We start from the raw sequence: 25025 nt of genomic DNA on the forward strand, positions 1-25025 counted from the left end.
GAACCCGCAAGGACCCCGGCAAGGCAGGGCCGGTGAGCGGCCCTGCCTCAGCTCTGGTTGAAGAAACCGTCGGCAGGACGGCTCGCGGCCTCGCCGCTGACGATCTCCGTGTTGGCAGGGGTCAGCAGGAAGACGCGGGTGGCGACCCGCTCGATGGTGCCGCGCAGGCCGAAGGTAAGGCCGGCCGCGAAGTCCACCACGCGCTTGGCGTCGGCGGGCTCCATGGACGTGAGGTTGATGATGACCGGGACGCCGTCCCGGAAGAGTTCGCCGATTCCGCGTGCGTCCCGGAAGCTGTCCGGGGTGACCGTGCCGATCCGGCGGCCCTTCTCCTCCGCCGTCTCGGACGCGACCTTCACGCGAGGGTCGGTGACCCAGGCATTGCCGGTCTCCTGGCTCTCGGCGTAGTTGTCGTCGTCGTAGTAACGCTCGTCATCGTTGTCGTCTACGAGGCCAAGCCAGGCACTCGCCTTGCGCACCGATCCCATGGACGCCTCCTCTCACAGCGGTCTGTCTTGCTTTCCGCATCCCCATGGTCGTCCATGATGCGGATGTAGCGCCAAGGGGATAGACGCCGCGCGGGGGTTTCGTGACGGTACTGGTGCACAGCGAATACGTCGAGAGCCCGCGTATCCCAAGGGTCTTGCTGTGTACGGCTGCTGACTGAGAGTGAAATATGATTCTCGACGGCGTTTGGGTGACGGCTGGTGCGTACGGGTGAACGGGGTGGTCGATACGATGCCGCACCTCAACTTCGTACACATCACGGGGGAGTGTCGTGTTCGGGATAGTGCGGCCTTGCAGCCATCGCCTCGGTGAAGGACTCAAGGCCCAGTGGATGGCGCATTTGTGCGGACTGTGTCTCGCGCTGCGCGGGGACCACGGCCAGTTCGCCCGGGTGGTCACGAACTATGACGGGCTGCTGGTATCGGTTCTGACGGAGGCTCAGGCGGAGCGCGCCACAGGATGGCGGCGTACGGCGGGGCCCTGTCCCCTGCGCGGTATGCGGACGGCGTCCGTCGCGCAGGGCGAGGGCGCGCGGCTCGCCGCCGCCGTCTCGCTGGTGCTGGCGGCGGCCAAGGTGCGCGATCACGTGGCGGACGGGGACGGGCTGTTGGCGCGCAGGCCGGTGGCGCTCGCGGCGCGCCGGGTCGCCAGGAGCTGGGGGCGCGCGGGTGCGCGTACCGGCGCGGAGGTCGGATTCGACACCGCTGTGCTGGTCGACGCCGTGGACCGGCAGATCGATGTCGAGGCGCTGGCCGGGCTCGGGACGCCGCTTCTGACGGTCACCGAGCCGACCGAGACCGCGACCGCCGCGGCCTTCGCGCACACCGCCGTCCTCGCCGGGCGCCCGGGCAACGGCGTGCCGCTCGCGGAGGCCGGGCGGCTCTTCGGGCGGCTCGCCCATCTCCTGGATGCCGTGGAGGACAGGGAAACTGACGCCGCGTCGGGCGCCTGGAACCCGCTGACGGCGACCGGTACCTCGCTCGCGGAGGCGCGGCGGCTCGCCGATGACGCGCTGCACGGCATACGGCTGGCGCTGCGCGAGGTCGCTTGGGGGTCCGGGGGCCGCTCCCTCGAAGGGCACGGCACGGACGGCAGGCTGGCGCACATCCTGCTCGTGCACGAGCTGCGGAACTCCGTGGACCGCGCCTTCGGTACGAGCTCGTGCGGACACCGGGTGGACGTATACGGCCCGCCGGCCGGACCGTACGCGCCGCCCGGCGGCCCGGGCGGCTCGCCGCTTCCCCCGGAGCCGCCGCGCCGCGACCGGCGCGGGCTCATCGCAGGCTGTCTGGTGTGGGCGGGGCTGGCCTGTACGTGCCAGATGTGCTGTGGCGAGCACGAGGACCCGTGGAGCCGGGAGCGCAAACAAGGGTTCTGTAGTCAGTGCGACTGTGGCTGCGATGGGTGCGGCGACTGTTGTGAGTGCGGTGACTGCTGCGGCAATTGCTGCGACGGGTGCGACTGCGGGTGTGACTGCGGCTGCTGAGGGACGCCCTCCACCGCCGGAGCCGGCTGGGGGCGGGCGGCCTGTCACCGGCAACGGGTGTCTTCCCGCGCCCCCAACGGGTTCCGTGAAAGGCGACCGCGTCAGTCCTTGATCTCCGGCGGCGAGATCTGCGACTGCTCGATCTCCGAGCCGGTCGTGCCCCACTTCTTGAGGATCTTCTCGTACGTCCCGTCGGCGATGAGCTCGTTCACCGCGGCCTGGAAGGCGGGCGCCAGCTTCGTGCCCTTCTTGAAGGCGAAGCCGACATCGAGGCGGTGGTACTCGTTGAGGAACTTGACGCCCTCCTGGTGGGCGACCGCGTAGCGCAGGCCGTTGATGGTGCTCATCACGATGTCGCTGCGGCCCTGTTGCAGCGAGGACCAGATCGCACCCTGCTCGCTGTAGGTCTGCACCTTGTACGCGTCCTTGCCGGCGTCCGTGCAGACCTTCTTGTTGTCCTCCAGCGTCGCCTCGAAGGTCGTGCCCGCGGTGGTCGCGACGTTCAGGCCGCAGAGCTGCTTCAGGTCGGTGATCTTCGTCAGCTTGCTGTCGTCGCGGGTGGCGAAGCCCTGGCCGTCGTTGACGTAGGTGACGAAGTCGATGGTCCTGCGGCGCTCGTCGGTCACGCCGAAGTTGCCGACGCCGAGGTCGTACTTACCACTGTCGAGGGCCGGCAGGATCGCCTCGAAGCTCGCGGCCTCGTAGTCCAGTTCGATGCCGAGGGTCTTCGCGACCGCCTTCGCGAAGTCGACGTCCTGACCGGCGAGGGTCTTGCCGTCCTCCAGGTAGGAGGTGCCGGGCGGCTGGCCCGAGACGCTGACCGCGATGTTGAGACTGCCGACCCCCGAGGGGAGCAACTTCGCCGCCGCCGCGTCCTTCTTGACGGACGAGACCACGTCGGTCGTCGGGATCCCGTCGCTGTTGGCCGCGGCCTGGGCGTCACTTCCGCCGGAGCCCGTGCCTCCCGAGTCACCGGAGCCGCATGCCGTGAGCAGCAGCGTCGCGGAAGTTATCAGGGCAAAGGGGATGAAATGACGGCGACGCGGTCGCGAGGGCGTACTCATGGCGTGCGGGTCTCCTGAGCAGGCGGAAGGCAGGCAGCGGTGAGGAAAGTGAGCTGTGCGCGAGGGGGGCGCGGGATACGCGTGTGAAGGCGTGGGCAGCGGCGCTCGGACGGCGCCGGAAAACGCAGAAAGCGCCCGTCAGAAAGGGCGCAAGAGGTCAGCTCAACAGGAAGAGGACCACACTCGACCGAAGTCGATGTGGGAGCGCGTGACCAGCCACTGCTGCGAATGCATGGGGCAAGTGGAACAGGCATCCGTTTCCGCGTCAACTGACATGAGACGTACCGCTCACAGTGTGGACACCCTTGACAGGGACGGGAAACGCCCCCGTACTCTCGACGGACGGCCATGCTGAGGGGCTCGGCCGTGGGGCGTCCTAGTGACGCGCTGTGTGGCCTGTCCGGTCCCTGGGGCCGTACGGCCCCGTGTGAAGGCATCACCGTGTTCGACTCGACGCATCACGGAGCCTTCGCATGTCGTCCGACACCCTTACCAAGGTGGCCGCACCGGAAGACGCGGTGCCCTTGCGTATCGTCCCGCAGCGCCGTCTCGGCCAGTGGACCGCCGCCGTTGCCGTCCTGGTCCTGCTCGGACTCGCTCTCAACTCCGTAGTGCGCAACGACGCGTTCCAGTGGGACGTCGTCGGCGACTACTTCACGACCGCCTCGGTGCTGCGCGGACTCTGGCTCACCCTCTGGCTGACCGCGTTCGTCATGGTGCTCGGCTTCGCCCTCGGCACCCTGCTCGCCGCGTTCCGGCTCTCCACCAACCCCGTACTGCGGGCGGTGAGTTGGGGGTACGTCTGGCTGTTCCGGTCGATGCCGATCCTGGTGCAGCTGCTGTTCTGGTTCAACATCGGAGTGCTGTACCCGGAGATCCTCGGGATCAGGACGGTGAACCTGCTCGGCCCGGTCACCGTCGCCATCGTCGGCCTCACCCTGCACGAGGCCGCGTACGCCGCCGAGGTGGTGCGCGGCGGCATCCTCTCCGTCGACCGCGGCCAGATCGAGGCCGCGCAGGCGCTCGGCCTGAGCAGGTGGCGCCGCTGGTGGAAGATCGTGCTGCCGCAGGCGATGCGCTCCATCGTGCCGCCGACCGGGAACATGCTGATCGGCACCCTCAAGGGCACCTCCATCGTCAGCGTCATCGCCGTACAGGACCTGCTCTACTCGGTCCAGCTCGTCTACCACCGCACCTACCAGGTCATGCCCCTGCTGATGGTGGCCACCCTCTGGTACGTCATCGTCACCTCGGTACTCAGCGTCGGCCAGTACTACGTGGAGCGGCACTACGCCCGCGGTTCGGAGCGCACCCGATGAGCGCCGGGCGGCCCTCCCTGGTGATCGTCGGCGCCGGGCCCCGGGGGACCGGTGTCCTGGAGCGGATCGCGGCCAACCTGCCTGAGCTGTACGGGGATTCGGGCACCCGTGGAACGCAGGGCGCGCATGGCCCGGTGGGTTCCGCGGGGTTCGACATTCATCTCGTCGATCCCTATCCGCCGGGCGGCGGACGCATCTGGCGTGAGGAGCAGTCGCCGCTGCTGTGGATGAACTCGCAGGCCCAGGACGTCACGATGTTCACCGACGAGACGGTGGCCATGGACGGGCCGGTGCTCGAAGGCCCCACGCTGCACGAGTGGGCGGTCCTCGACGGGCGGGTCTTCGCGGACCGGCAGCGTCAGGGCACGTATCTGCGCTGGGTGTACGAACGGGCCGTGGCCGCACTGCCGTCGGGCGTCCGGGTCCACCATCACCCGCGCCGAGCCCTGCGTGTCGACGGGCCGCGCGGGGGCCGCCAGCAGGTCTGGCTGGAGGGTCTGACGCGGCCGCTCGACGCCGACCTGGTGGTCCTGGCGCTCGGTCACCTCGACGCCGAACTCGACGACGAGCAGCGGGAATTGGCGGTGTACGCCGAACGCCACGGGCTGGTGCACCTGCCGCCGGACTTCACCGCCGACAGCGACCTGTCCGCGCTGGCGGCGGGCGAACCGGTTCTGGTCCGCGGCTTCGGGCTCGCCTTCGTCGACCTGATGGTGCTGCTGACGGAGGGGCGCGGCGGACGCCACGAGGGCGAGACGTACATCCCGTCCGGACGCGAGCCGATCCTGTACGTCGGCTCCCGGCGCGGGGTTCCCTACCACTCCAAGATCGGTTACGACTGGACGGGTGAACGGCCGCCGCTGCCAAGGTTCTTGGGGCCCGCCGAGATCGACGGGCTGCTCGCACGGCCGGAGGGTTTCGACTTCCGGCGGGATGTCCAGCCGCTGGTCGAGAAGGAGCTGGGGTTCGCGCACTACCACCGGCTGTTCGCGGCGCACCCCGAGCGGACGCGGATGGCCTGGACGGACTTCGAGGAGAAGTACGCGGCCTCGGACGCCGTCGAGGTCCAGGCACTGGTGGCATCCGCGGTGCCCGATCCGGCCGACCGGCTCGACCTCACCGCCCTCGACCATCCGCTCGACGGGGTGCGACACACCTCGTACGAGGAACTCCAGACAGGCCTGCGTGCTTACATCGAAGGGGACTTGACGCGGCGTCACGACCCGTCGAACAGCCCTGACCTGGCCGTCTTCCTCGGACTGCTCTCCGTGTACGGCCAGTTGGTCCGGCTCGGTGACATCGGCCCGTGGTGGCACGGCTTCTTCAGCTATCTCGCGTCGGGGCCGCCCGGGCCCCGGCTGCGGCAGATGCTGGCGCTTTCGCGGGCCGGGATCCTGAGGTTCGTGGGCGCCGACATGACCGTCGTCGCCGAGGACGGCGTCTTCCGGGGCGGCAGTGCCACCGTGCCCGGCGCGACGGTCGAGGCCCGCGCGCTCGTCGAGGCGCGGCTGCCGCACCCCACGGTCGAGCGCACCAGCGACCTGCTGCTGCGCGAGCTGTACGCCGACGGGGCCGCCGCGACTCCCGAGGGACTGCTCGCCGTGGACCCCGCCGACGGCCGGGTCCTGGACCGCTCCGGCACCCCGCACCCCCGGCGCTTCGCACTCGGCCCGCACACCGACGCGCGCGGCTCGGGGGCGTTCACCCGGCCGCGTACCGGAGGGCCGGCCTTCCGGCAGAACGACGCGGCGGCGCGTGCCGTGCTGGCGTTCCTGCGCGCGCTCTCCTGTCGGGCCGCGGCCTGAAGCTCCGGCCCTGACGCGTTTTAGGGCTCTGCCGCTCCACCTGCCCGGCCTTCCGCTCACTTCCCCTCATGCCCCGAGGAACCCTCATGTCCCTGACCAGTGATCCACCCCGCACGAAAACGGCCCCCGAACCCGAGGATCTCGGCGCGCTCAAGGTCGTGCCCGTCCGGCACCCCTGGCGCTGGGTCGCCGTGGTCGCGACCGCCGTGCTGCTCGCGCAGTTCGCGCACGGACTCGCCACCAACGCCGGCTGGGAGTGGGATGTGTTCGCCGAGTACTTCGCGGCGGACGTGGTCCTCAAGGCGGTCTGGGTCACCCTCCAACTGACCTTCTACGGAACGGCGTTGGGCTTCGCGCTGGGGATCGTGCTCGCCTTCATGCGGCTGTCGGCCAGCCCGTTCCTGAAGGCCGTGGCCTTCGCGTACATCTGGGCGTTCCGCTCGATCCCGCTGATCGTGCAGCTGCTCTTCTGGTTCAACCTGGCCTACCTCTACCAGGAGTTGCAGTTCGGCATCCCGTTCGGGCCCGGCTTCTTCTCCTTCCCGACGATGGACCTGGTCGGGGCCATGAGTGCGGCCGTGCTCGGGCTGGCGCTGCACCAGGCGGCGTACGCGGCGGAGATCGTGCGCGGCGGTGTACTGGCCGTGGACAGCGGGCAGTTGGAGGCGGCGGCCGCGCTCGGCATCCCGAGGCTGCGGCAGATCCGGCGGATCGTGCTGCCGCAGGCGATGCGCTCGATCCTGCCGAACGCCGCCAACGAGGTGATCTCCCTCTTCAAGGGGACCTCGATCGTCTCCGTGATGGCGATCGGCGAGCTCTTCTACCAGGTCCAGGTGATCTACGGCCGCAACGGCCGGGTCGTCCCGCTCCTGATGGTCGCCACCGCCTGGTACATCCTCCTGACCACCGCACTCTCCATCCTCCAGTACTACGTCGAACGACACTTCTCGAAGGGGGCCACACGATGAGCGCCACGGTCACGCAGGACGAGGGCACGCAGGACGAGGGCAAGGAGGACGAGGGCAAGCAGGACCGCACGGCACCGATGGTGGACGTCAAGTCCGTGCACAAGAGCTTCGGTTCGCTGGAAGTGCTCAAGGGCGTCGACCTCGAAGTGCGGACCGGGGAGGTCACCGTCATCCTCGGCCCGTCCGGGTCGGGCAAGTCGACGCTGCTGCGCACCATCAACCACCTGGAGAAGGTCGACCAGGGCTGGATCAGCGTCGACGGCACCCTCGTCGGCTACCGGCGCTCCGGCGACAAACTGTACGAACTGCGCGAGCGGGAGATCCTCAAGCAGCGCACCCAGATCGGCTTCGTCTTCCAGAACTTCAACCTCTTCCCGCACCTCACCGTGCTGGACAACATCGTCGAGGCGCCGGTGTCCGCGCTGAAGCGGCCCCGCAGGGACGCCGTGGAGAACGCGCGGAAACTGCTCGACCGGGTGGGGCTCGCCGACAAGGCCGACGCCTACCCGAAGCAGCTGTCCGGCGGTCAGCAGCAGCGGGTCGCCATCGCCCGCGCGCTGGCCCTGGAACCGAAGTTGCTGCTCTTCGACGAGCCGACCTCCGCGCTCGACCCCGAGCTGGTCGGTGAGGTCCTCGACGTCATCAAGGACCTGGCCCACCAGGGCACGACGATGATCGTGGTCACGCACGAGATCGGCTTCGCCCGCGAGGTGGCCGACACCGTCGTCTTCATGGACGACGGCCGCGTCGTCGAGCAGGGCGCCCCCGGCGACGTACTCGACAATCCGCAGCACGAACGGACCCGGGCGTTTCTGTCCAAGGTCCTCTGAAGCCCCGTTTCTTCTGACCTTTCTGAAACGGCCCGTCACATCCCTTAATCCTCACAGGAGTTCGCCCATGCTGTCCCGACGTACCTTCGCAGCCTCCATCGCCGCCCTTGTCGCCGCACCGCTGCTCAGCGCCTGCGGTGGTGACAGTGACGCGGCCACCGGGACGGGCGGCTCGGACACCAAGAAGGTCGGCAACATCAACATCGGCCCCGACCAGAACCGCGTCCGCGGCAAGAAGGTCGACTCGATCGCCGCGCTCGTGCCGGCGGCCATCCGGGAGCGCGGCACGCTGAAGCTCGGCCAGAGTGCCGACGCCTCGCCGCCACTCGGGTTCTACGCGACCGACGACAAAACCAGAATCGGCTCGGAGATCGACATCGCCACGCTGGTCGCGGACACCCTCGGTCTCAAGCTCGACAACGAGGAGGTCTCCTGGGAGAACCTCTTCGTCGGGCTCGACAGCGCCAAGTTCGACGCCGTGTTCTCGAACGTCACCGTCACCGAGGAGCGCAAGGAGAAGTACGACTTCGCGACCTACCGACTCGACAACATCGCGTTCGAGGCGAAGAAGGGCGTCGACTGGACGGTCAAGGAGCCCAAGGACGTCGCGGGCAAGACCATCGCCGTGTCCTCCGGCACCAACCAGGAGAAGATCCTCGTCGACTGGAGCAAGCAGAACGAGGACGCCGGTCTCAAGCCCGTGGACATCAAGTACTACCAGAAGGACACGGACTACTACCTGGCGCTCCAGTCGGGACGCATCGACGCCTATCTCGGCCCGAGCCCGTCCGCCGCGTACCACGTCGCGTCCGCCGGCCAGACCGTGATCGTGGGCACGCTCTCGGGTGCCGGTGACAAGCTCCAGGGCAAGATCGCCGCCACCACGAAGAAGGACAGCGGCGTGGTGGACGCGTACGCCGCCGCCATCGACCACGTGATCGAGAACGGTCAGTACGCCGAGGTGCTCAAGCGCTGGGGGCTGACGAGCGAGGCCGTCGAGAAGTCCGAGATCAACCCTCCGGGTCTGCCGAAGACCGAGTCGTAGTCCACCCGCGGGCGGCGGGATCCGCACAGATCCCGCCGCTCTCCTGGGGGGTGTCGTTCGGATCACCTCGGGTCCGCGACGTCCGGCACGGCACCTCGCCGCGTTGTCGCATCACCCGAGTACGCCCAGTACGCGGGTCATGCGCCGCCTTGCGACGCACGCACCATGCACCGCGTCATGCACCGCGTCATGCACCGCGTCATGCGCCGCGGCCTGATCCGAGGTGATCCGAACGACACCCCCTGGCTCCCCGCTGAAAGGTCCCACTCCATGACCGCACCGAACGGCCGGGGGCTTCTGCACCTGGCCGCCGCCCTCGATCAGCAGGCGGCCTACGACGCCGCCTCCCATGTGGAGCTGGCGCAGCTCGCGGAGCGCGGGGCGCTCGACTTCGTGACGCTCGGCGACACCTTCGCGCGCCCGGGACCCGACGCGCTCGCCGTCCTCGCGCGGGTCGCGCCCGTCACCCGCAGAGTCGGGCTGGTGCCGACCGTGACCACCACACACACCGAGCCCTTCCATGTGCAGGCGGCCGTGGCGACCCTCGACTGGGTCAGCCGTGGCCGGGCCGGCTGGCAGATCGAGGTGTCGACGTCCGAGGGCGAGGCACGGCTGTTCGGCCGCCGGCACGCCGCGCCCGCCGACGCGCTGTGGCGGGAGGCCGGCGAAGTCGCCGACGTGGCCGCCCGGTTGTGGGACAGCTGGCAGGACGACGCCGAGATACGTGACGAGGCGACCGGCCGCTTCGTCGACCGGGACAAGCTGCACCACGTCGACTTCGCGGGCCCGACCTTCTCCGTGAAGGGCCCCTCGATCGTGCCGCGCCCTCCGCAGGGTCACCCGGTCAGGGTCGTCGACGCCACCGAGGGGCACGCCCGGCAGACCGCGGCCCGGTACGCCGACGTGGCGCTCGTCCGGGTCGCGGGCCCGGCGCAGGCCCGTACCGTACGGGCCGAACTGCGGGACGGAGCCGCGCGGTTCGGCCGCGACCCGGACGGCCTGCGCGTTCTCGCCGGGCTCACCGTCGACCTCGGTGACGGCGAGCACGCGGCCGTGCCGGGCCATGGCGGCGGGGGACCCCGGCAGACCGCGCAGGGCCCGCTGTACCGGGGCGGTCCGGTCGATCTCGCCGAGCTGATCACCTCTTGGCACCAGGCCGAGGCCGCCGACGGCTTCCACCTCACGCCCGTCGAACCCCTCCGTGACCTGGAGCGGTTCGTCAACGGCACGGTGGCGCTGCTCCAGCACCGCGGCCTGTTCCGCACCTTCTATCCGGGCAGCACGCTCCGGGAACACCTGGGGCTTGGCCGGCCCGCCAACCAGTACGCCGTGGCAGGGGGAACGTCATGACCGTACGCAAGCAGGTGCACCTCGCCGCCCACTTCCCGGGCGTCAACAACACCACCGTCTGGGCCGATCCCCGGTCGAGGTCCCAGATCGACTTCGCGTCCTTCGAGTACCTCGCACGCACCGCCGAGCGCGGTCTTTTCGACTTCTTCTTCCTCGCGGAGGGGCTGCGGCTGCGTGAGCACCGGGGACGTATCCATGATCTGGACGTGGTGGGACGGCCGGAGTCGATCACCGTACTCAACGCGCTCGCGGCCGTCACCGAGCGGCTCGGGCTCGCTGCCACGGTCAACGCGACCTTCAACGAGCCGTACGAACTCGCCCGCAGGTTCGCCACGTTGGACCACCTGAGCGGCGGCCGGGCCGCCTGGAACGTGGTGACCTCCTCGGACGCCTTCACCGGGGAGAACTTCCGACGCGGCGGCTACCTGAACCGGGCCGACCGCTATGCACGCGCCGCTGAATTCGTCGCCACCGCACGGGAGTTGTGGGACTCCTGGACCCCCGACGGACTGCCCCGTCCCTTTGCGCACCGGGGTCAACACTTCGACATCGCGGGCGAGTTCACCGTGCCGCGCTCCCCGCAGGGGTACCCGGTCGTCATCCAGGCCGGGGACTCGCCGGAGGGCCGCGAGTTCGCCGCGTCCACCGCCGACGTGATCTTCACGAGGCACGGGAGTCTGGAGGCGGGCCGGGAGTTCTACGCCGATGTGAAGGGGCGGCTCGCGAAGTACGGGCGGACGCCCGAGGATCTGAAGATCATGCCCGGGGTCACCGTCGTGCTCGGCGACAGCGCCGCCGAGGCTCAGGAGCGGGCCGCCGGGATCCGCCGCCTACAGGTCTCGCCGCAGAACGCGATCCTCGCGCTGGAGCAGATCTGGGGCGTCGACCTCTCCTCGTACGACCCCGACGGGCCCCTCCCCGACATCGACCCGGAGCCCGGATCGACCCTGGTCCAGGGGCGGGTGAAAGTCGCCGACCCCTTCGCGACCGCCGAGAAGTGGCGGGCCCTGTCGCGCGAGAAGGGGCTGTCCATCCGGCAGACCGTGATCGAGGCGAGCGGCCGGCAGTCCTTCGTCGGCACTCCGGAGGCCGTCGCCGCCGAGCTCGACGAGTTCGTCACGAAGGACGCCGCCGACGGCTTCATCCTCGTACCGCATCTGACACCCGGCGGCCTGGACGACTTCGTGGACCGGGTGGTGCCGCTGCTCCAGGAGCGCGGCGCGTTCCGTACGGAATACACAGGCACGACGCTGCGCTCACACCTCGGGTTGCGGGATCCGGTGTGGAAGGGTTGATCACATGACGACGGACGCATCCGAGGACTGGAAGCACTGGCACGAGCACCGCACCGAGAAGGTGTCCGCGCCCTACGGACCGCTCGCGCTCACGGGCACCCACTGGATCGAGGACTATCCGGAGGGGCAACTTCCGGGCATCCCGGGGCGCTGGGCCGCCGGTGGTGACGCGGTCGTACTGACGGCGACGGCCGAGGACGGTCTCACCCTCGGCGGGGAGCTCTTCACCGGCGAGGTCACACTCGGCGCCGACCTCGGTCCGGCGGACGGGGCCCGCGTCGGGCACGGCGAGCACCGGTTCGTGGTGCTCGTGCGGGAGGGGATCTGGGGCGTACGCGACTTCGACCCCGGCTCACCCGCGCGGGGGGCCTTCAAGGGCATCGAGGCGACCGACCACGACCCGCGCTGGTCGGTGCCGGGGCACTTCACGCCGTACGGCGAGAGTCGCACCGTGCGCGTGGAGAACGCGGACGGGCGAGCGCGCGGTCTGGGGCTCGGCGGGGTGCTCGCATTCACCCTCGACGGACAGGACCTCACGCTCCAGGTCTCGGTGGAGAGCGACGGCTCGCTGTGGGCCGTGTTCGCCGACTCCACAAGCGGGCAGGGCAGTTACCGCTTCCGGTTCCTGCGGCCCGCGGCGCCCGACGCCGAGGGGCGTACGACGGTGGACTTCAACCGGGCCGTGCTCCCGCCGTGCGCCTTCGCGGACCACTTCATCTGCCCGTTCCCGCCGCCCGGGAACACCCTGGATGCGGCGATCGCGGCGGGGGAACGGAACCTGCTCTGAGTTCTCCGGTCCCAGGCCTGCGCGCGCCGACGGTGGTCTTCGTCGGCGCGCGTTCCCGTGGCCGGACGTATCTCTCTGTGAGACGGCTGTGCGCATGGCAGGAACACGCCATTCTCGGCCAGTGGCCCGCTCGCCGGGTTGCCGCGGCCGCCGAGGGTGGCGCTCGCCGGTGGTCACTGCGGTGACATGGTCAATGCCTGTCAACACGCGTAGCTCGGGGGTGTCTTCGATGCAAGATCAACCTACTTGTGTCGTTGGTCAGTTGAACCCTGCATGACCGAAAGGTGCCCTTGCGGACATTGGTCGCGCGGTCGAATACTCCCCCTCAGCGCTTCCCAGGAGCACGGCTTGTCCGGAATCCGGGCAGGGGTGTCCCTGGCTGCGCCTCACGGGCCCCGACCCCACGCGGGCCCCCGACACCCCCCTCGGAGGGACGAACGTGAGGATCAAGCGCACCACCCCCCGCAGCGGTATAGCGAGACGGGTCCGGCTGATCGCCGTCACCACCGGACTCGTGGCCGCAGCTGCTGTCACCATCCCCACCTCCAGCGCGAGCGGCGCGGAGCCCTTCACCGCGTCCGAACTGAAGAGCGCCGGCGCCTCGGTGCTCAAGGCCGATGTTCCCGGCACCGCCTGGGCGGTCGACGCGAAGACCAACAAGGTCGTCGTCACCGTCGACAGCACCGTCTCCGCGACGGAGATCGCGGAGATCAGGGCGACCGCGGGCGACAACGCCGGCGCCCTGCAGATCAAGCACGTCCCCGGCAAGTTCAACAAGCTGATCCAGGGCGGCGACGCCATCTACGCGAGCAGCTGGCGCTGCTCCCTCGGCTTCAACGTCCGCAGCGGCACCACGTACTACTTCCTGACCGCCGGTCACTGCACCGACGGCGCGGGCACCTGGTGGTCGAACTCCACCCACACCACGACGCTCGGCACCACGGCGGGCTCCAGCTTCCCGACCAACGACTACGGCCTGGTGCGCTACACCAACACCACGGTCGCCAAGGCGGGCACCGCGGGTGGCGTGGACATCACCAGCGCGGGCACCCCGGCCGTTGGCGCCACGGTCTACCGCGACGGTTCGACCACCGGCACGCACAGCGGCCGGGTCTCCGCCCTCAACGCGACCGTCAACTACGGTGGCGGCGACGTCGTGTACGGCATGATCCAGACCAACGTCTGCGCCGAGCCCGGCGACTCCGGCGGCTCGCTCTACTCCAGCTCCGGTATCGCCTACGGTCTGACCTCCGGCGGTAGCGGCAACTGCACCTCCGGCGGCACGACGTTCTTCCAGCCCGTCGTGGAGGCCCTGAGCGCCTACGGCGTCAGCGTCTTCTAGGCCGGTACTCACCCCCCACCGGCTGTCGCGCGACCTGGCCTTGCAGCCAGCAGAAGGCGAGCCCCCGCACGTAACTGACGTGCGGGGGCTCGCCCTTGCTCGGGTGACGGAGTTACCGTCGACGTACATGCCTGATGCGCCCACTTCGGACCCTGGGGGCCGTAATGGTGGAGGAGCTGGTGGCGGCGGGAGTCTCCGTCGCGTCCGTGGGGCTGGTCTATGTGATGGCCGGGGCCCGTGTCGTCAAACAGTACGAACGGGGCGTCGTGCTGCGGCTCGGCAGACTGCGCTCGTCGGTGCGCACCCCGGGGTTCACGATGGTCGTGCCCTTCGTGGACAAGCTGCGTAAGGTCAACATGCAGATCGTGACGATGCCGGTGCCCGCGCAGGACGGCATCACGCGGGACAACGTCACGGTCCGGGTGGACGCTGTCATCTACTTCAAGGTGATCGACGCCGCCGACGCCGTCATCCAGGTCGAGGACTACCAGTTCGCGGTCTCGCAGATGGCGCAGACGTCGCTCCGCTCGATCATCGGCAAGAGTGATCTCGACGATCTGCTCTCCAACCGCGAAAAGCTGAACCAGGGCCTGGAGTTGATGATCGACAGCCCGGCGGTCGGCTGGGGTGTGCAGATCGACCGCGTCGAGATCAAGGACGTGTCCCTGCCGGAGACGATGAAGCGCTCGATGGCCCGGCAGGCGGAGGCCGACCGCGAACGCCGCGCCCGGATCATCAACGCCGACGCGGAACTCCAGGCGTCCAAGAAGCTGGCGGAGGCCGCCGAGGTGATGTCCGAACAGCCCGCCGCGCTCCAACTGCGCCTGCTGCAGACGGTGGTGGCCGTCGCCGCCGAGAAGAACTCCACGCTCGTACTGCCCTTCCCGGTGGAACTGCTGCGGTTCCTGGAACGGGCGCAGCCGGGTACGCCGAGTGCGCCACCCGCGGCGGCAGTGCCTCAGCAACCGGTGCAGGAGCAACTCCCGTCCGGCGAGGTCCCGGTGGAATCGGACCCCGAGGGGTCGAAAACCGGACAGGACTAGACCTCACAGACTGCGCAAGGGGTACGCGCACGCAGTGTTTGCACAGGGAACCCAGGTGGAGTGACCACGCACAGTCAAGACACAGGGGGCGTACGCCCCTTGGCGCACGCGAGTCCTGAAGTCGACCTTGTGTGCCCCCGGTAAGTCTCGGAATAGTGGGCATCGAACTATTGGCATGGACGCGGCTTTTTGCTGTACTGCGGCTTCATGTCCGTACACCTTCCGGCCGAAGAGGTCCCCACAACCTCCAGGCCGGTCCCCCACAGGAGGACGTAAGTTGAAGCACCGACGCATATCCAGGCGGCGTGCCGCCATCGCGGGCGCGGGAATCACCGCACTGATCGCCACGGGAGTAACCTTCCAGACTGCGAACGCCAGCGAGACCCCGACGCTGCGGACTTTCTCGATCGAGGCGGCCGGAAAGCTCGCCTCGACCCTCGGCAAGGACCTCGGCACCGACGCGGCGGGAACGTACTACGACGCGAAGACCCGGAGTCTCGTCGTGAACGTCCTCGACGAAAGCGCCGCGCAGACCGTCCAGGCGACCGGCGCCCAGGCGAGAATCGTCGAGAACTCCCTCGCCGAGCTGACGAGCGCCCATACGACGCTCCAGAAGGACGCGACCATCCCCGGCACCTCGTGGGCGACCGACCCGGAGACCAACAAGGTCGTCGTCACCGCGGACGGCACCGTCTCCAAGGCTGAGCTGGCCAAGCTGACCGAGGTCGTCGACGGGCTCGGCTCCACGGCCGAACTCCAGCGCACGAAGGGGGAGTTCAAGCCCTTCGTCGCGGGCGGCGACGCCATCAGCGGCAGTGGCGGACGCTGCTCGCTCGGCTTCAACGTGGTCAAGGACGGCGCGCCGTACTTCATCACGGCCGGCCACTGCACCGAGGCCATCTCCACCTGGTCGGACTCGTCCGGCAACGTGATCGGCCAGAACGCGGGATCCAGCTTCCCGGACAACGACTACGGCCTGGTCAAGTACACCTCCAGCGTCGCCCACCCGAGCGAGGTCGACCTCTACAACGGGTCCGCGCAGGCCATCACCCAGGCGGCCAACCCGACGGTCGGCCAGTCGGTGACCCGCAGTGGTTCGACGACCCAGGTGCACAGCGGCACGGTCACCGGCCTGAACGCCACCGTGAACTACGGCAACGGCGACATCGTCAACGGGCTCATCCAGACCAACGTCTGCGCCGAGCCCGGCGACAGCGGCGGCTCACTCTTCTCGGGCTCCAGCGCGATCGGACTCACCTCCGGCGGAAGCGGTGACTGCACCTCGGGTGGCACGACGTTCTTCCAGCCGGTCACCGAGGCGCTTTCGGCCTTCGGGGCGGCCATCGGCTGACGGCTGCGGTGTGTGTCGGAGCCCCGTTCCCGCTTTTGCGGGGGCGGGGCTCTCGTCCGTGCGGCGTCGCCTTTGTGGGGCGTGAGGGGTGGCGGTCTACGGGGTTGAGGGCGGCGGCCTACGGGGGTGGGGGGTGACGGCCTACGGGGGTGAGGGGTGGTGGCCTACGGGGTGGAGGGTGGCGGCGCCGCCAGCGCTCGGGTTGCCCGCGATCACGACCAGCAGGGTGGCCACGCCGATGCCGACGATCCCGAAGGCGCCCTGTGCGGCGCGCCCATGTGGGAGGTGATGAACAACAGCTGTAGGGCGGTCGCGCCGGGGGCGAGGAGGGTGGCCCGCGGGGTGACGGCGTCCCTCACCTCGGAGCGGAGGCCGGTGTGCTGTGTCAGGTCGCCACGGTCCGTGCGGGGAGCGGTTTCCGCAGGTGAGAGACGGCCGGATGGTAGTCGTACGCATGCGCTACGTAATTGTTACGTGTTCGAAACTTCAGACGGCTCACGCTGCTGTTGGGGTGCTGGTTACATTTGGGGCCCGCGGGGCAGCAACTTCCATGGCGATAGCGGAAGTTGACCTTCCATTAGTTCCCTTCGTCGAGTTCTCGACCAGTTCTCGTCGTCGGTCTCCGCGGGGGAGTCGTACAGCCGATCATCGGGGGAGTGCTGTGCAGAGAATCCAGCTGACCTATTGGTGGAACGGGCATGAGCCCGGTGACGTCGTCGAGTTGGACGACGCGACCGCGCGGGAAGTCCTCGGGGTGATCGCCCTGCCCGCGCCCGAGTCGGATGCCGAGCCGGATGCCGATCCGGCCGCTGCGTCGGATGCCGAGGCGGAGTCCCGGCGATGACCGAGCCGTACATCACCTTCCCGGACGTCGAACAGCTGGTCGTAGATCTCCTGAAGGACCGCAGTGAGCTGGCCGGTGTCCTGGTAGATGTCCAGCCGCCCTCCGGCTTCGACGGCTCGCAGCGCGCGGTACTGGTCTCCCGGGTCGGCGGAGCCTGGGCGGAGGATCCCCGGCTGGACAACCCGCTGGTCGACCTGGAGGTGTACGGCCCGTCCAAGGCCGCGGCGCACACCGTCTCCCTCGTCGCCCGCGCCCTGGTGCTCCAGCTCCGGGGAGCGGTGTACGGCGAGGCGACCGTCGTGGACGTCGTCGAGGAGGACGGCCCGCGCTGGCTGCCCGACTACCGGCACGCAACCGCCAACCGCTATGTCTCGACCACCCGGCTGGTGGTCCGCCCGGCCTGACCGCCGGCTCCGAACGCACTCCCGGCGCGGGGCGCCCGCTCCACCCGGCGCCGCGCGCATCGTCCGCACGCATCCGCAGCACGTCATGTCCCACTCCCACCAAGGAGCAGTGATGGCCGGAACGAACGCCAAGGAGATCAGGGTCGCGGGCAGCGGCCGGGTCCTCATCGCCCCACTCGCCACCGCACCGCCCGCCGACACCAGCGCGGCGTGGGGCGCGGCCTGGAAAGACCTCGGCTACACCAGCACCGACGGGGTCAAGATCACCAAGAAGGACAAGCTGGACCCCGTCGACACCTGGCAGAGCGTCAGCGCGGCGCGGTTCGTCTACTCCGACCGTGACCTCAGCTTCAAGTTCCAGCTCCTTCAACTCAACGAGGACACCATGCCGTTCTTCTTCGGCGGAGGGTCGGTGAAGGAGACGGCGACCGGGTCCGGGCTGTACAAGTACGAGCTGGAGGCCGAGCCGAAGTTCGACGAGCGCATGCTCGGGCTGGAGTTCGTCGACGGGACCGACGTGTCGTACCGCCTGATCGTCGCCCGCGGCCAGGTGACCGAGACGGAGGAGATCTCCCTCGTCCGTACGGCCCCCGTGAAGCTGGGCGTCACGTTCACGGCGCTGGCCACGGTGAACGGCGCCCCGCTCGCGACGTTCCTGATGAAGGACCCGAGCTTCAGCGCGGCCTGAGCGATCCCCCTGCCCGTTCCTTGTGAGGAGCTCTACCCGTCATGGCCCGTTTCAACGTCAACGCCGCTCGCGCCCAGCGCCTCGAAACCGTCGGGAAGGACTGGGAGTTCGAGGTGGACACGGATGTGTTCCGCCTGCCCACCGAGTTCCCGCGCAGCATCGCCAAGCAGATCGCCACGCTGGAGGACAACGACATCGACGGTCTGCTCGCGTTGCTGCTCGGGCCCGAGCAGTTCGAGCGGTTCGGCAAGTACGACGTCAGTGTCCAGGACGTGTCCGCGATCCTGGAGGCGTACGGCAGCGAGACGGGGATGACGCTGGGGGAAGGCTGAGCCTCGGCGCGCTGGTCGACGAGCACGCCGAGGCCCTGGAGGCGGACCTGCTCCGCCACTACGGCGTCGACCTCCTCGACTGGCACCGGGGCCGCCTCTCCTCGCGCCGCCTGCGCGTCCTGATCGAACACCTCCCGGCCGACTCGTCCTTCGCCCGAGCCGTCCACGGCGAACAGGCGGACTGGACGATCACCGACCACCTGCTGGCCTCGGTCGTCGACCAACTGGCGGTCGCCAACTGGATGTTCGCGACGGTCAACCGCGACGAGGACACGGAGCCGGCGCCTTATCCGGAGGCCCTGCCGCGACCGGGCAACGGCAGCAACGGGGGCCCTGAACAAGGGAGTCCGACTGCGGAGCACGGCGCGTCGGCGGCGGCGATCGTGGCCTTCCTGAGCTCGCCCGCATGAAAGGAGGAGAACTTTGCCCCCCTCGGAGCAGACCGGAACCATTCCCCTGTGGCTCTACGACTATGTGACGTCCAAATCCTTCAAGGACGCCGTACGAAAAGTCGTGGACGCCAAGTGGCTTGCCGACAACGTGCCGGTCACCGGTGCGAAGGCCGAAGTCTCCGGAGCGAAGGCCGAAGCCAACGCCGGCGCGCTCAACGTGTTCGGGGTCCAGGCCGAGTACGGCCTGGTCAAGCACGAAGCCGCGGCCATCGATCTGAACAAGATCTTTGAGCGTAAGGCTCAGGAGAGGGTGGACAACGAGCAGGACAGACGGCTTCACGGTCTCACCATGAGAGCCGTGGCCACCCAGGACCTGTTCGGCGCGGTGAAGCGGATCCTGGACACCGCCACGGCCGATATCCGCCGCCTCCAGGCCGACGAGCAGCGGCTGACCAAAAGGGGCACCGCCCTCCAGAACGCGATCGGTGACATCCGCCGAAAGCTGACCGCCGACGATCAACGTCTGCGTACCCAGCTCAGTGCCCTCAGCGCCAGGATCGGCAAGGTCAGCCAGGTCGCCAACGCCGCGGACCAGCGCAGCAAGTCCGTGCGGATCAGGACTCAGGAGGCCCTCAAGCAAGTTGGAGTCCTGGACCGCGCGGTCAGGAAGGGCCTGCAGAAAATCAGCGACTTGGACGAAGAGACCACAAGCACGCGCGGCTCCGTCCATCGCCTGGACAACGCGCTCAAATCCCTCGAACAAACCCTACGTCGATAGCGACCCGCACGACACCGACCCCAACGGCGACACCGACGGAGCCAACCCACCATGCAGACGTCACTCGTATCGGTCACCCGGGCGCTGAACCAGATGAGGTCCGCCGCCACCAACACCGGCGGTGCCGTCACGCGTATGCGTACCGCGGTCACCGGCGCCACCGGCTCGGTCGACCGGCTCAGGACCGCGGCGACTCAGTCGGGCACGGCCACCGGACGGCTGCGGACCTCGGCCACACAGGCGAGCGCCGGCCTCAACCAGATGCGGACCGCAGCGGTCCGGGCCTCCGGTGATGTCCAACGGGCGGGCCAGAGCGCGGCGTCGGGCGGCGGCCTCTTCAACCGGTTCAGTCAGGGACTGCGGACCGCGACCACCGCCCAACGCGGCCTGAACACCGCGATGAAGGCCAACATCATGGGCGCGATCCTCGCCCTCATCATGCCGCTCATCACCAAGCTCATCGACATGGCGATGCAGTCGAAGACCGTGCAGGCCGTCATGCAGGCGGCGTTCAAAATCATCGGCCAGGTGGTGGGCGTGGCCATGAAGGCGGCGTCGGTCGCGATCCGCTGGCTGATCGACTCGGGGAAGAGCGTCGTCAACTGGCTGAAGGCCAACTGGCCATTGCTCGTGGCCATTCTCACCGGCCCGGTGGGCATCGCCGTCATGGCGATCGTGAAGCACTGGGACCGGATCAAGGAGGCGGTCGGATCGGTCCGTAACTGGATCGTCGACAAATGGAACTCCGTTGTCGATTTTCTGCGGAGCGTACCCGGGAAGATCGTGAGCTTCTTCGCCGAACTGCCCGGCAAGCTCAGGAACATGGGCGGTGACATCGTCCAGGGCCTCATCAACGGCATCCGCGACAAGGCTTCCGCCGTCCTCTCCGCCGTCAAGAACTTCATCGTCGACAAGATTCCCGGCCCCATCCGCAGCGCGCTGGGCATCTCCTCGCCCTCGAAGGTGATGATGGGCTTCGGCGGGGACATCGGCGAAGGCCTCGCCCTGGGTATGGAAGGCGCCGGGAACCGGGTGGCGGGCGCCGCCGGGCGGCTCGCCACCGCCACCGCGCGCAGTGCGATCGGCCCCGGCTACAGCCTCGCCGGCACCGCCGCCCGGTCGGGGACCCGTACCGGCGCCGCCGCCGCGTCCGCGCCCGTCACCGTCAACGTCCACCCCCGCCCCGGACAGTCCGAGTACGAGATCGGCCGGATCACCGCCCGCGAACTCGCCTGGGCGGCCAAGCGATGACCGGACAGCAGCTCCAGCAGCCGGTGTTCGAGGTGGACGGCTGGGCCGGGAACACAGTCGACGACTCCGGCGTCGAATGGTGGGTCACCAGCGAGCAGGGCTGGGCGTCCACCCCGCCCGTCCGGCTCACCCTGATCGACCGCCCCGAACGGCACGGCGCGTTCGACGCGCCCTCGTATCGAGGCTCTCGTGTGATCACCCTGGAGGGCACCGCCGTCGCCCCCGAACGGATGGCACGGGAAGCGGCCAAGGACCGGCTGGCCGCCGTACTGGCCGACGGCAGCGCGCTGTTGCCGCTCGTCGTCACCGAACCGCACCGCACCCGCAGGGCGTTGGTCCGGCTCACCGCCGAGACGAAGATCGTCGATCGCAAGTCCGGCTCCTTCGAGTTCTCCCTGACCATGACCGCGCCTGACCCGCTGCGGTACTCGTACGGGCTCAACGCGAGTACCTGCCCGCTGCCCTCCTCCAGCGGCGGTGTCACCTTCCCGCTCTCCTTCCCCCTGAACTTCGGGCCCGGCTCCTCCGGTGGCCGGCTGCTGCTGGAGAACAAGGGCACCGCCCCCACCTGGCCCACCTGGCGGATTGCCGGGCCCTGCGTTCAGCCGGTGATCACCAACACCGCGACCGGCGATGAACTCGCCTTCGAACTCACCCTCCAAGAAGGCGAGTTCCTGCTTATCGACACCGACGCACGCTCGGTGCTGCTCCAGGGAACGGCCTCCCGTCGCTCCACCCTGCGGCCCGGCTCGGACTGGTTCCCTCTCCGACCGGGCGCCACGCCCGTCCTCTTCCGCGCCCGCGACTATGCCCCGGCCGCCCGGCTGACCGCCGAATGGCGCGACGCCTGGCTCTGAGACCGCCCCAGAAAACGGCTACGGAAGGAACGCCCCGCATGGCTGACTTCGAGCGTGACTCCGGATGGCTCTCCGGCAGTGTCGTGGACGCGGAGGACGCCCGCCTCGCCACCGGCGTGCTCGCCGCGGCGTCCGCGAACCCCGGCAACCCGATCGCCGCCCGCACGGGAATCAGACCCGGCCCCGGCAGCCCCGGCAATGTCGAGGCGACCTCGACTCCCTCGCGCAATGTGACGGTACGTCCCTTCCAAGGGGTCATCCAGGGCACTCGTACCACCGCCGCGGGCGCGTATCTGATCACGCTCGCCCAGCAGAAGACCCTCGACGTGCTCACCGCGGCCCCGGCCCACGCGTCCAACCCGCGCATCGCCCTCGTCGTGGCCCAGCAGACGGACCGGCAGTACGGCGACGAGAGCGACGGGATGCTCGTGCGGGTCGTGGCCGGGGAGCCCGCGGTGACGCCGGTGCCGCCCACCGTGACCGGTGACTGGATGCCGCTCGCCGAGATCACTGTCCGGGCGAACGCGGGGTCCGTCACCCCCGCGGACATCAAGGACCTGCGTGCGTACACCGTCGCCGCCGGCGGGGTGCTTCCCCTCCAGGTCCAGGAGTCGTTACCGGCCGACGGTTACTCCGGACAGCGCCTGTACGACCTGGAAACAGGGCTCGACATGGTCCGCAGAGGCACCTCCTGGCGTCCCGCGGCGACCGGTGCGATCGAGTTCTTCGGCCCGGCCGACGCGGGCTGGCCGCAGACCGGTGGCTCGGCGGGTGCCGGCTCGTACACCTTCAACCAGGTGACCGTGCCGACCGCGCCCTACCCCCGGATGCTGCTGATCACGGCGCAGGTGACCGTGCAGACCTCGGGCACCGACGAGCGGTGGGACCACGTGGCGCGCGGACTGGACGGGGTGGTCTCGGCCCTCGCCTGCTTCCACGGCGGCCCCACGAAGATCATCACCAGCGTCGCGAGCGGCCACCGGCTGCTCCTCGCGGCGACACCGCTGGTGGTGACGCAGTCCTTCGGCCGGGGCGGCGGCGTCACCACCGGCACCGCGTCCGTGTTCTCGGCCGCCGCGCACTACACCGGCCTGCGCGTCCTGGCGTTCCCCGTTCTGTGACCCTCCGACCGGAAGAGGCACTTCCATGAGTACGCCCACCCCAGAACGCGACTCCGGCTGGATCTCCGGCGGTGTCGTCGACGCGGAGGACGCCCGGCTCGCCACCGGCGTGCTCGCCGCGCCCGGGGCAAGCCCGGTCCAGGCCCGCAGCGGCATCCGGCCGGCCACCGCCGACCCCGGCAAGGTCCAGCCCACCGCCACCGTGTCCGGCAAGGTCACCGTCAGCCCCTTCCAGGGCGTGATCCAGGGGACCAGGGCCACCGCGACCGGCGCCTACCTCGTCACGCTCGACCAGCAGAAGACCCTCGACGCACTCGGCACGTACCCCGCCGACTCGGCCAACCCGCGCAACGACCTGATCATCGCCCGGCAGCGCGACACGCAGTACGGCGACACCACCACCGCGATGACCGTCGAACTCGTCAAGGGAACCGCCGCCGCCACTCCCACCGACCCCGCGGTGACCGGCGACTACATCCCGCTCGCCCGGCTCAGGATCGCGAAGAACGCCACCTCCGTCGCCGCCACCGACATCGACGACCTGCGTGTCTGGACCACGGCCGCCGGCGGCATCCTGCGGGTCTGGGGCGAGGGCGGCCGGCCCACGTACCCCTACAGCGGCATGTACATCCACCGCTTGGACACCAACCACCTGGAGTGGTACGACAGTTCGGCGAACTGGCGGGCGGTCAACGACGACACCGGCTGGACCACGCTCCCGCTGCTCCCCAACTGGACGGTCTACAACGGCGAGACACCGGCCGTACGGCGGATCGGATCCGTTGTCCACCTGCGCGGTGCCATCCGCACCTCCGTCGCCGTCTCGGTCAACGGCACCTCCATCCTCACCGGCCTCCCTGTCGGCGTCCGCCCGACGATGGGACACCACTGGTACGCCGTGCTGGGCGGGGTGACGCGGGGCCTCGAACTCATGTTCCGCATCGACGGCACCGTAGGAGTGTTCCCCCAGGACACGCCCCTCCCGGCCAACCAGCTGCTCTACCTCAACACCACCTGGCTGGTGGGCTAGTGGCCTCCCGCCCGACCCGCTACACCTACTACACCGCCGACCTCGCCACCGGCGCCATCACCGACGAACTCCCTTTGTACGACACCACGTTCAGCACGGAGCTCAACGAAGCCGGCGAATTCCGCGCCCGGTTGCCCCTCGGCGACCCCCGGGTGACCGTCCACCGCCCCCGCGAACTCACCGAACCCGGACGGGCCGCCCTCTACGTCGAGCGCGACGGCGTGCTCGTCTGGGGCGGGGTGATCTGGACCGCCAAGTACACCTCCGCAGACCAGCACCTGGAGATCGGGGCGGCCGGTTTCCTCTCCTACTTCGACCACCGCCGCGTCCTGCCCGCCGACTTCGATCCGAACGCCACCGACCTGGCCTCCGTCGACGTCTCCTTCACCAACGCCGACCAGTCCGACATCGCCCGCACCCTCGTCGCCGTCGCCCAGGCCCACCCGGGCGGCGACATCCAGGTACGCCCCGAGTCCACGGCCCCCTCCGGCATCACCCGCACCCTCGACTACCCCGGCACCGGCCTCAAGAGCACCGGCGAGGCACTGCGCGAACTGGCCAGCCTGGAGGACGGCCCGGACTTCCTCTTCGACATGGCGTACGGCACCGACGGCCGCCCCGTCCGCAGACTCCGCGTCGGCACACCCCACCTCGGCCAGCAGGGCACCCCGCATGTGTGGGAGTACGGGGCCAACCTCATCGGTTACGCCTGGCCGGTCGACGGCGCCTCCACCGCGAGCCGCGTCTTCGCCCTCGGCGAGCAGGGCGAGACCAGCCAGTTGGTCGCCGTCGCCGAGGACCGCACCACCGGACGCCCTCTCACCGAGACCGAGGTCTCCTACGTCAACCTCACCGACGTCAACCTCCTGCGCTCCCAGGCCCGTTCGGCCCTCGCCGCGGTCTCGGCCCCCGTCGTCCTGCCCGAACTGACCGTGCGCGCCGACCTGGAACCCGTACTCGGCTCCTATCAGGTCGGCGACGACGCCACGGTCGTCATCAAGGACGTGTTCTTCCCGGAGGGCACCCACTTCGACGTACGGATCATCGGGATCGAGGTCACCCCGGGCAGCGACGCGGGGGAGGAGCAGGTCCAGCTGACGGTGACACCCACCACGAACACCCCCTGACCCAGGAGT

The 25025-nt window shown here is 69.4% G+C and carries 24 protein-coding genes and 1 pseudogene; 22 read left to right on the forward strand and 3 right to left on the reverse strand.

Going from position 1 to position 25025, the window contains the following annotated elements:
• Positions 1 to 47 precede the first annotated feature (47 nt).
• Positions 48 to 488: a cell division protein SepF gene (locus ACIPC1_RS25445; protein ID WP_365435121.1), complete on the reverse strand. Its 441-nt coding sequence runs from the start codon at positions 486 to 488 to the stop codon at positions 48 to 50.
• 290 nt (positions 489 to 778) lie between these two features.
• Between ACIPC1_RS25445 and ACIPC1_RS25450 the strand changes: the two genes are divergently transcribed.
• Entirely contained in the window at positions 779 to 1993 is a 1215-nt protein-coding gene (locus tag ACIPC1_RS25450) for a DUF5685 family protein (protein WP_402520707.1), read from the forward strand.
• Positions 1994 to 2094: 101 nt separating this feature from the next.
• Here ACIPC1_RS25450 and ACIPC1_RS25455 read toward each other — a convergent pair whose 3' ends face one another.
• A complete protein-coding gene (locus tag ACIPC1_RS25455; protein ID WP_402520709.1) occupies positions 2095 to 3057 on the reverse strand; it encodes an ABC transporter substrate-binding protein in 963 nt (320 codons plus the stop codon).
• A 473-nt stretch (positions 3058 to 3530) separates the two neighbouring features.
• Between ACIPC1_RS25455 and ACIPC1_RS25460 the strand changes: the two genes are divergently transcribed.
• The 11 genes from ACIPC1_RS25460 to ACIPC1_RS25510 all read left to right on the forward strand — a co-directional run bounded on the left by ACIPC1_RS25460 (position 3531) and on the right by ACIPC1_RS25510 (position 16192).
• On the forward strand, positions 3531 to 4376 hold the full coding sequence (locus tag ACIPC1_RS25460; protein ID WP_402520711.1) for an amino acid ABC transporter permease: 846 nt from the start codon (positions 3531 to 3533) through the stop codon (positions 4374 to 4376).
• Positions 4373 to 6181: an FAD/NAD(P)-binding protein gene (locus ACIPC1_RS25465; RefSeq protein WP_402520713.1), complete on the forward strand. Its 1809-nt coding sequence runs from the start codon at positions 4373 to 4375 to the stop codon at positions 6179 to 6181. The genes ACIPC1_RS25460 and ACIPC1_RS25465 overlap by 4 nt, the downstream gene beginning before the upstream one ends.
• 86 nt (positions 6182 to 6267) lie before the next feature.
• Positions 6268 to 7149, forward strand: coding sequence for an amino acid ABC transporter permease (locus ACIPC1_RS25470; RefSeq protein WP_402520715.1), 882 nt, complete (start codon positions 6268 to 6270; stop codon positions 7147 to 7149).
• 77 nt (positions 7150 to 7226) lie between these two features.
• Positions 7227 to 7979: an amino acid ABC transporter ATP-binding protein gene (locus ACIPC1_RS25475; protein WP_402521413.1), complete on the forward strand. Its 753-nt coding sequence runs from the start codon at positions 7227 to 7229 to the stop codon at positions 7977 to 7979.
• A 67-nt stretch (positions 7980 to 8046) separates the two neighbouring features.
• Complete coding sequence (locus tag ACIPC1_RS25480) at positions 8047 to 9024, forward strand: ABC transporter substrate-binding protein (RefSeq protein WP_402520717.1); 978 nt, start codon at positions 8047 to 8049, stop codon at positions 9022 to 9024.
• 270 nt (positions 9025 to 9294) lie between these two features.
• Positions 9295 to 10374 (forward strand): LLM class flavin-dependent oxidoreductase, encoded by a 1080-nt coding sequence (locus ACIPC1_RS25485; RefSeq protein WP_402520719.1) that lies wholly within the window; start codon positions 9295 to 9297, stop codon positions 10372 to 10374.
• Positions 10371 to 11669 carry an NtaA/DmoA family FMN-dependent monooxygenase gene (locus ACIPC1_RS25490; protein ID WP_402520721.1) on the forward strand — a complete coding sequence of 433 codons (1299 nt, stop codon included), beginning with the start codon at positions 10371 to 10373 and terminating at the stop codon, positions 11667 to 11669. Before ACIPC1_RS25485 ends, ACIPC1_RS25490 begins: the two co-directional genes overlap by 4 nt.
• A gap of 4 nt (positions 11670 to 11673) precedes the next feature.
• Complete coding sequence (locus tag ACIPC1_RS25495) at positions 11674 to 12456, forward strand: DUF1684 domain-containing protein (RefSeq protein ID WP_402520723.1); 783 nt, start codon at positions 11674 to 11676, stop codon at positions 12454 to 12456.
• Between the two features lie 439 nt (positions 12457 to 12895).
• On the forward strand, positions 12896 to 13798 hold the full coding sequence (locus ACIPC1_RS25500; protein WP_402520725.1) for a S1 family peptidase: 903 nt from the start codon (positions 12896 to 12898) through the stop codon (positions 13796 to 13798).
• 164 nt (positions 13799 to 13962) lie between these two features.
• Complete coding sequence (locus tag ACIPC1_RS25505; RefSeq protein WP_402520727.1) at positions 13963 to 14841, forward strand: slipin family protein; 879 nt, start codon at positions 13963 to 13965, stop codon at positions 14839 to 14841.
• A 277-nt stretch (positions 14842 to 15118) separates the two neighbouring features.
• Positions 15119 to 16192 (forward strand): S1 family peptidase, encoded by a 1074-nt coding sequence (locus ACIPC1_RS25510; RefSeq protein WP_402520729.1) that lies wholly within the window; start codon positions 15119 to 15121, stop codon positions 16190 to 16192.
• A gap of 124 nt (positions 16193 to 16316) precedes the next feature.
• On the opposite strand, the pseudogene ACIPC1_RS25515 reads toward ACIPC1_RS25510, so the two are convergent.
• Positions 16317 to 16462, reverse strand: a pseudogene (locus ACIPC1_RS25515) (DUF3533 domain-containing protein); the annotation flags it as partial.
• A 391-nt stretch (positions 16463 to 16853) separates the two neighbouring features.
• Between ACIPC1_RS25515 and ACIPC1_RS25520 the strand changes: the two are divergent.
• From ACIPC1_RS25520 to ACIPC1_RS25565, 10 genes are all read left to right on the forward strand, one after another.
• Positions 16854 to 17036: a hypothetical protein gene (locus tag ACIPC1_RS25520; protein WP_402520731.1), complete on the forward strand. Its 183-nt coding sequence runs from the start codon at positions 16854 to 16856 to the stop codon at positions 17034 to 17036.
• A complete protein-coding gene (locus ACIPC1_RS25525; RefSeq protein ID WP_384383115.1) occupies positions 17033 to 17440 on the forward strand; it encodes a hypothetical protein in 408 nt (135 codons plus the stop codon). The genes ACIPC1_RS25520 and ACIPC1_RS25525 overlap by 4 nt, the downstream gene beginning before the upstream one ends.
• Before the next feature lie 112 nt (positions 17441 to 17552).
• The gene (locus ACIPC1_RS25530; protein WP_384383114.1) at positions 17553 to 18128 is read left to right on the forward strand and encodes a phage tail protein; all 576 of its coding nucleotides are present in this window, start codon (positions 17553 to 17555) and stop codon (positions 18126 to 18128) included.
• Positions 18129 to 18169: 41 nt separating this feature from the next.
• The gene (locus tag ACIPC1_RS25535) at positions 18170 to 18460 is read left to right on the forward strand and encodes a hypothetical protein (RefSeq protein WP_384383113.1); all 291 of its coding nucleotides are present in this window, start codon (positions 18170 to 18172) and stop codon (positions 18458 to 18460) included.
• A 513-nt stretch (positions 18461 to 18973) separates the two neighbouring features.
• Positions 18974 to 19630: a hypothetical protein gene (locus tag ACIPC1_RS25540; protein WP_402520734.1), complete on the forward strand. Its 657-nt coding sequence runs from the start codon at positions 18974 to 18976 to the stop codon at positions 19628 to 19630.
• A 51-nt stretch (positions 19631 to 19681) separates the two neighbouring features.
• The gene (locus ACIPC1_RS25545; RefSeq protein WP_402520736.1) at positions 19682 to 20881 is read left to right on the forward strand and encodes a hypothetical protein; all 1200 of its coding nucleotides are present in this window, start codon (positions 19682 to 19684) and stop codon (positions 20879 to 20881) included.
• Positions 20878 to 21738: a phage distal tail protein gene (locus tag ACIPC1_RS25550; RefSeq protein WP_402520738.1), complete on the forward strand. Its 861-nt coding sequence runs from the start codon at positions 20878 to 20880 to the stop codon at positions 21736 to 21738. Before ACIPC1_RS25545 ends, ACIPC1_RS25550 begins: the two co-directional genes overlap by 4 nt.
• 38 nt (positions 21739 to 21776) lie before the next feature.
• Positions 21777 to 22859, forward strand: a complete 1083-nt coding sequence (locus ACIPC1_RS25555; protein WP_402520740.1) for a hypothetical protein — start codon at positions 21777 to 21779, stop codon at positions 22857 to 22859.
• Positions 22860 to 22884: 25 nt separating this feature from the next.
• The gene (locus tag ACIPC1_RS25560; protein WP_402520742.1) at positions 22885 to 23889 is read left to right on the forward strand and encodes a hypothetical protein; all 1005 of its coding nucleotides are present in this window, start codon (positions 22885 to 22887) and stop codon (positions 23887 to 23889) included.
• Positions 23889 to 25016, forward strand: a complete 1128-nt coding sequence (locus tag ACIPC1_RS25565; protein WP_402520744.1) for a hypothetical protein — start codon at positions 23889 to 23891, stop codon at positions 25014 to 25016. The genes ACIPC1_RS25560 and ACIPC1_RS25565 overlap by 1 nt, the downstream gene beginning before the upstream one ends.
• Positions 25017 to 25025 lie beyond the last annotated feature (9 nt).

The sequence above is a fragment of the Streptomyces sp. NPDC087263 genome, from assembly GCF_044744645.1.
Taxonomy (GTDB): Bacteria; Actinomycetota; Actinomycetes; order Streptomycetales; family Streptomycetaceae; genus Streptomyces.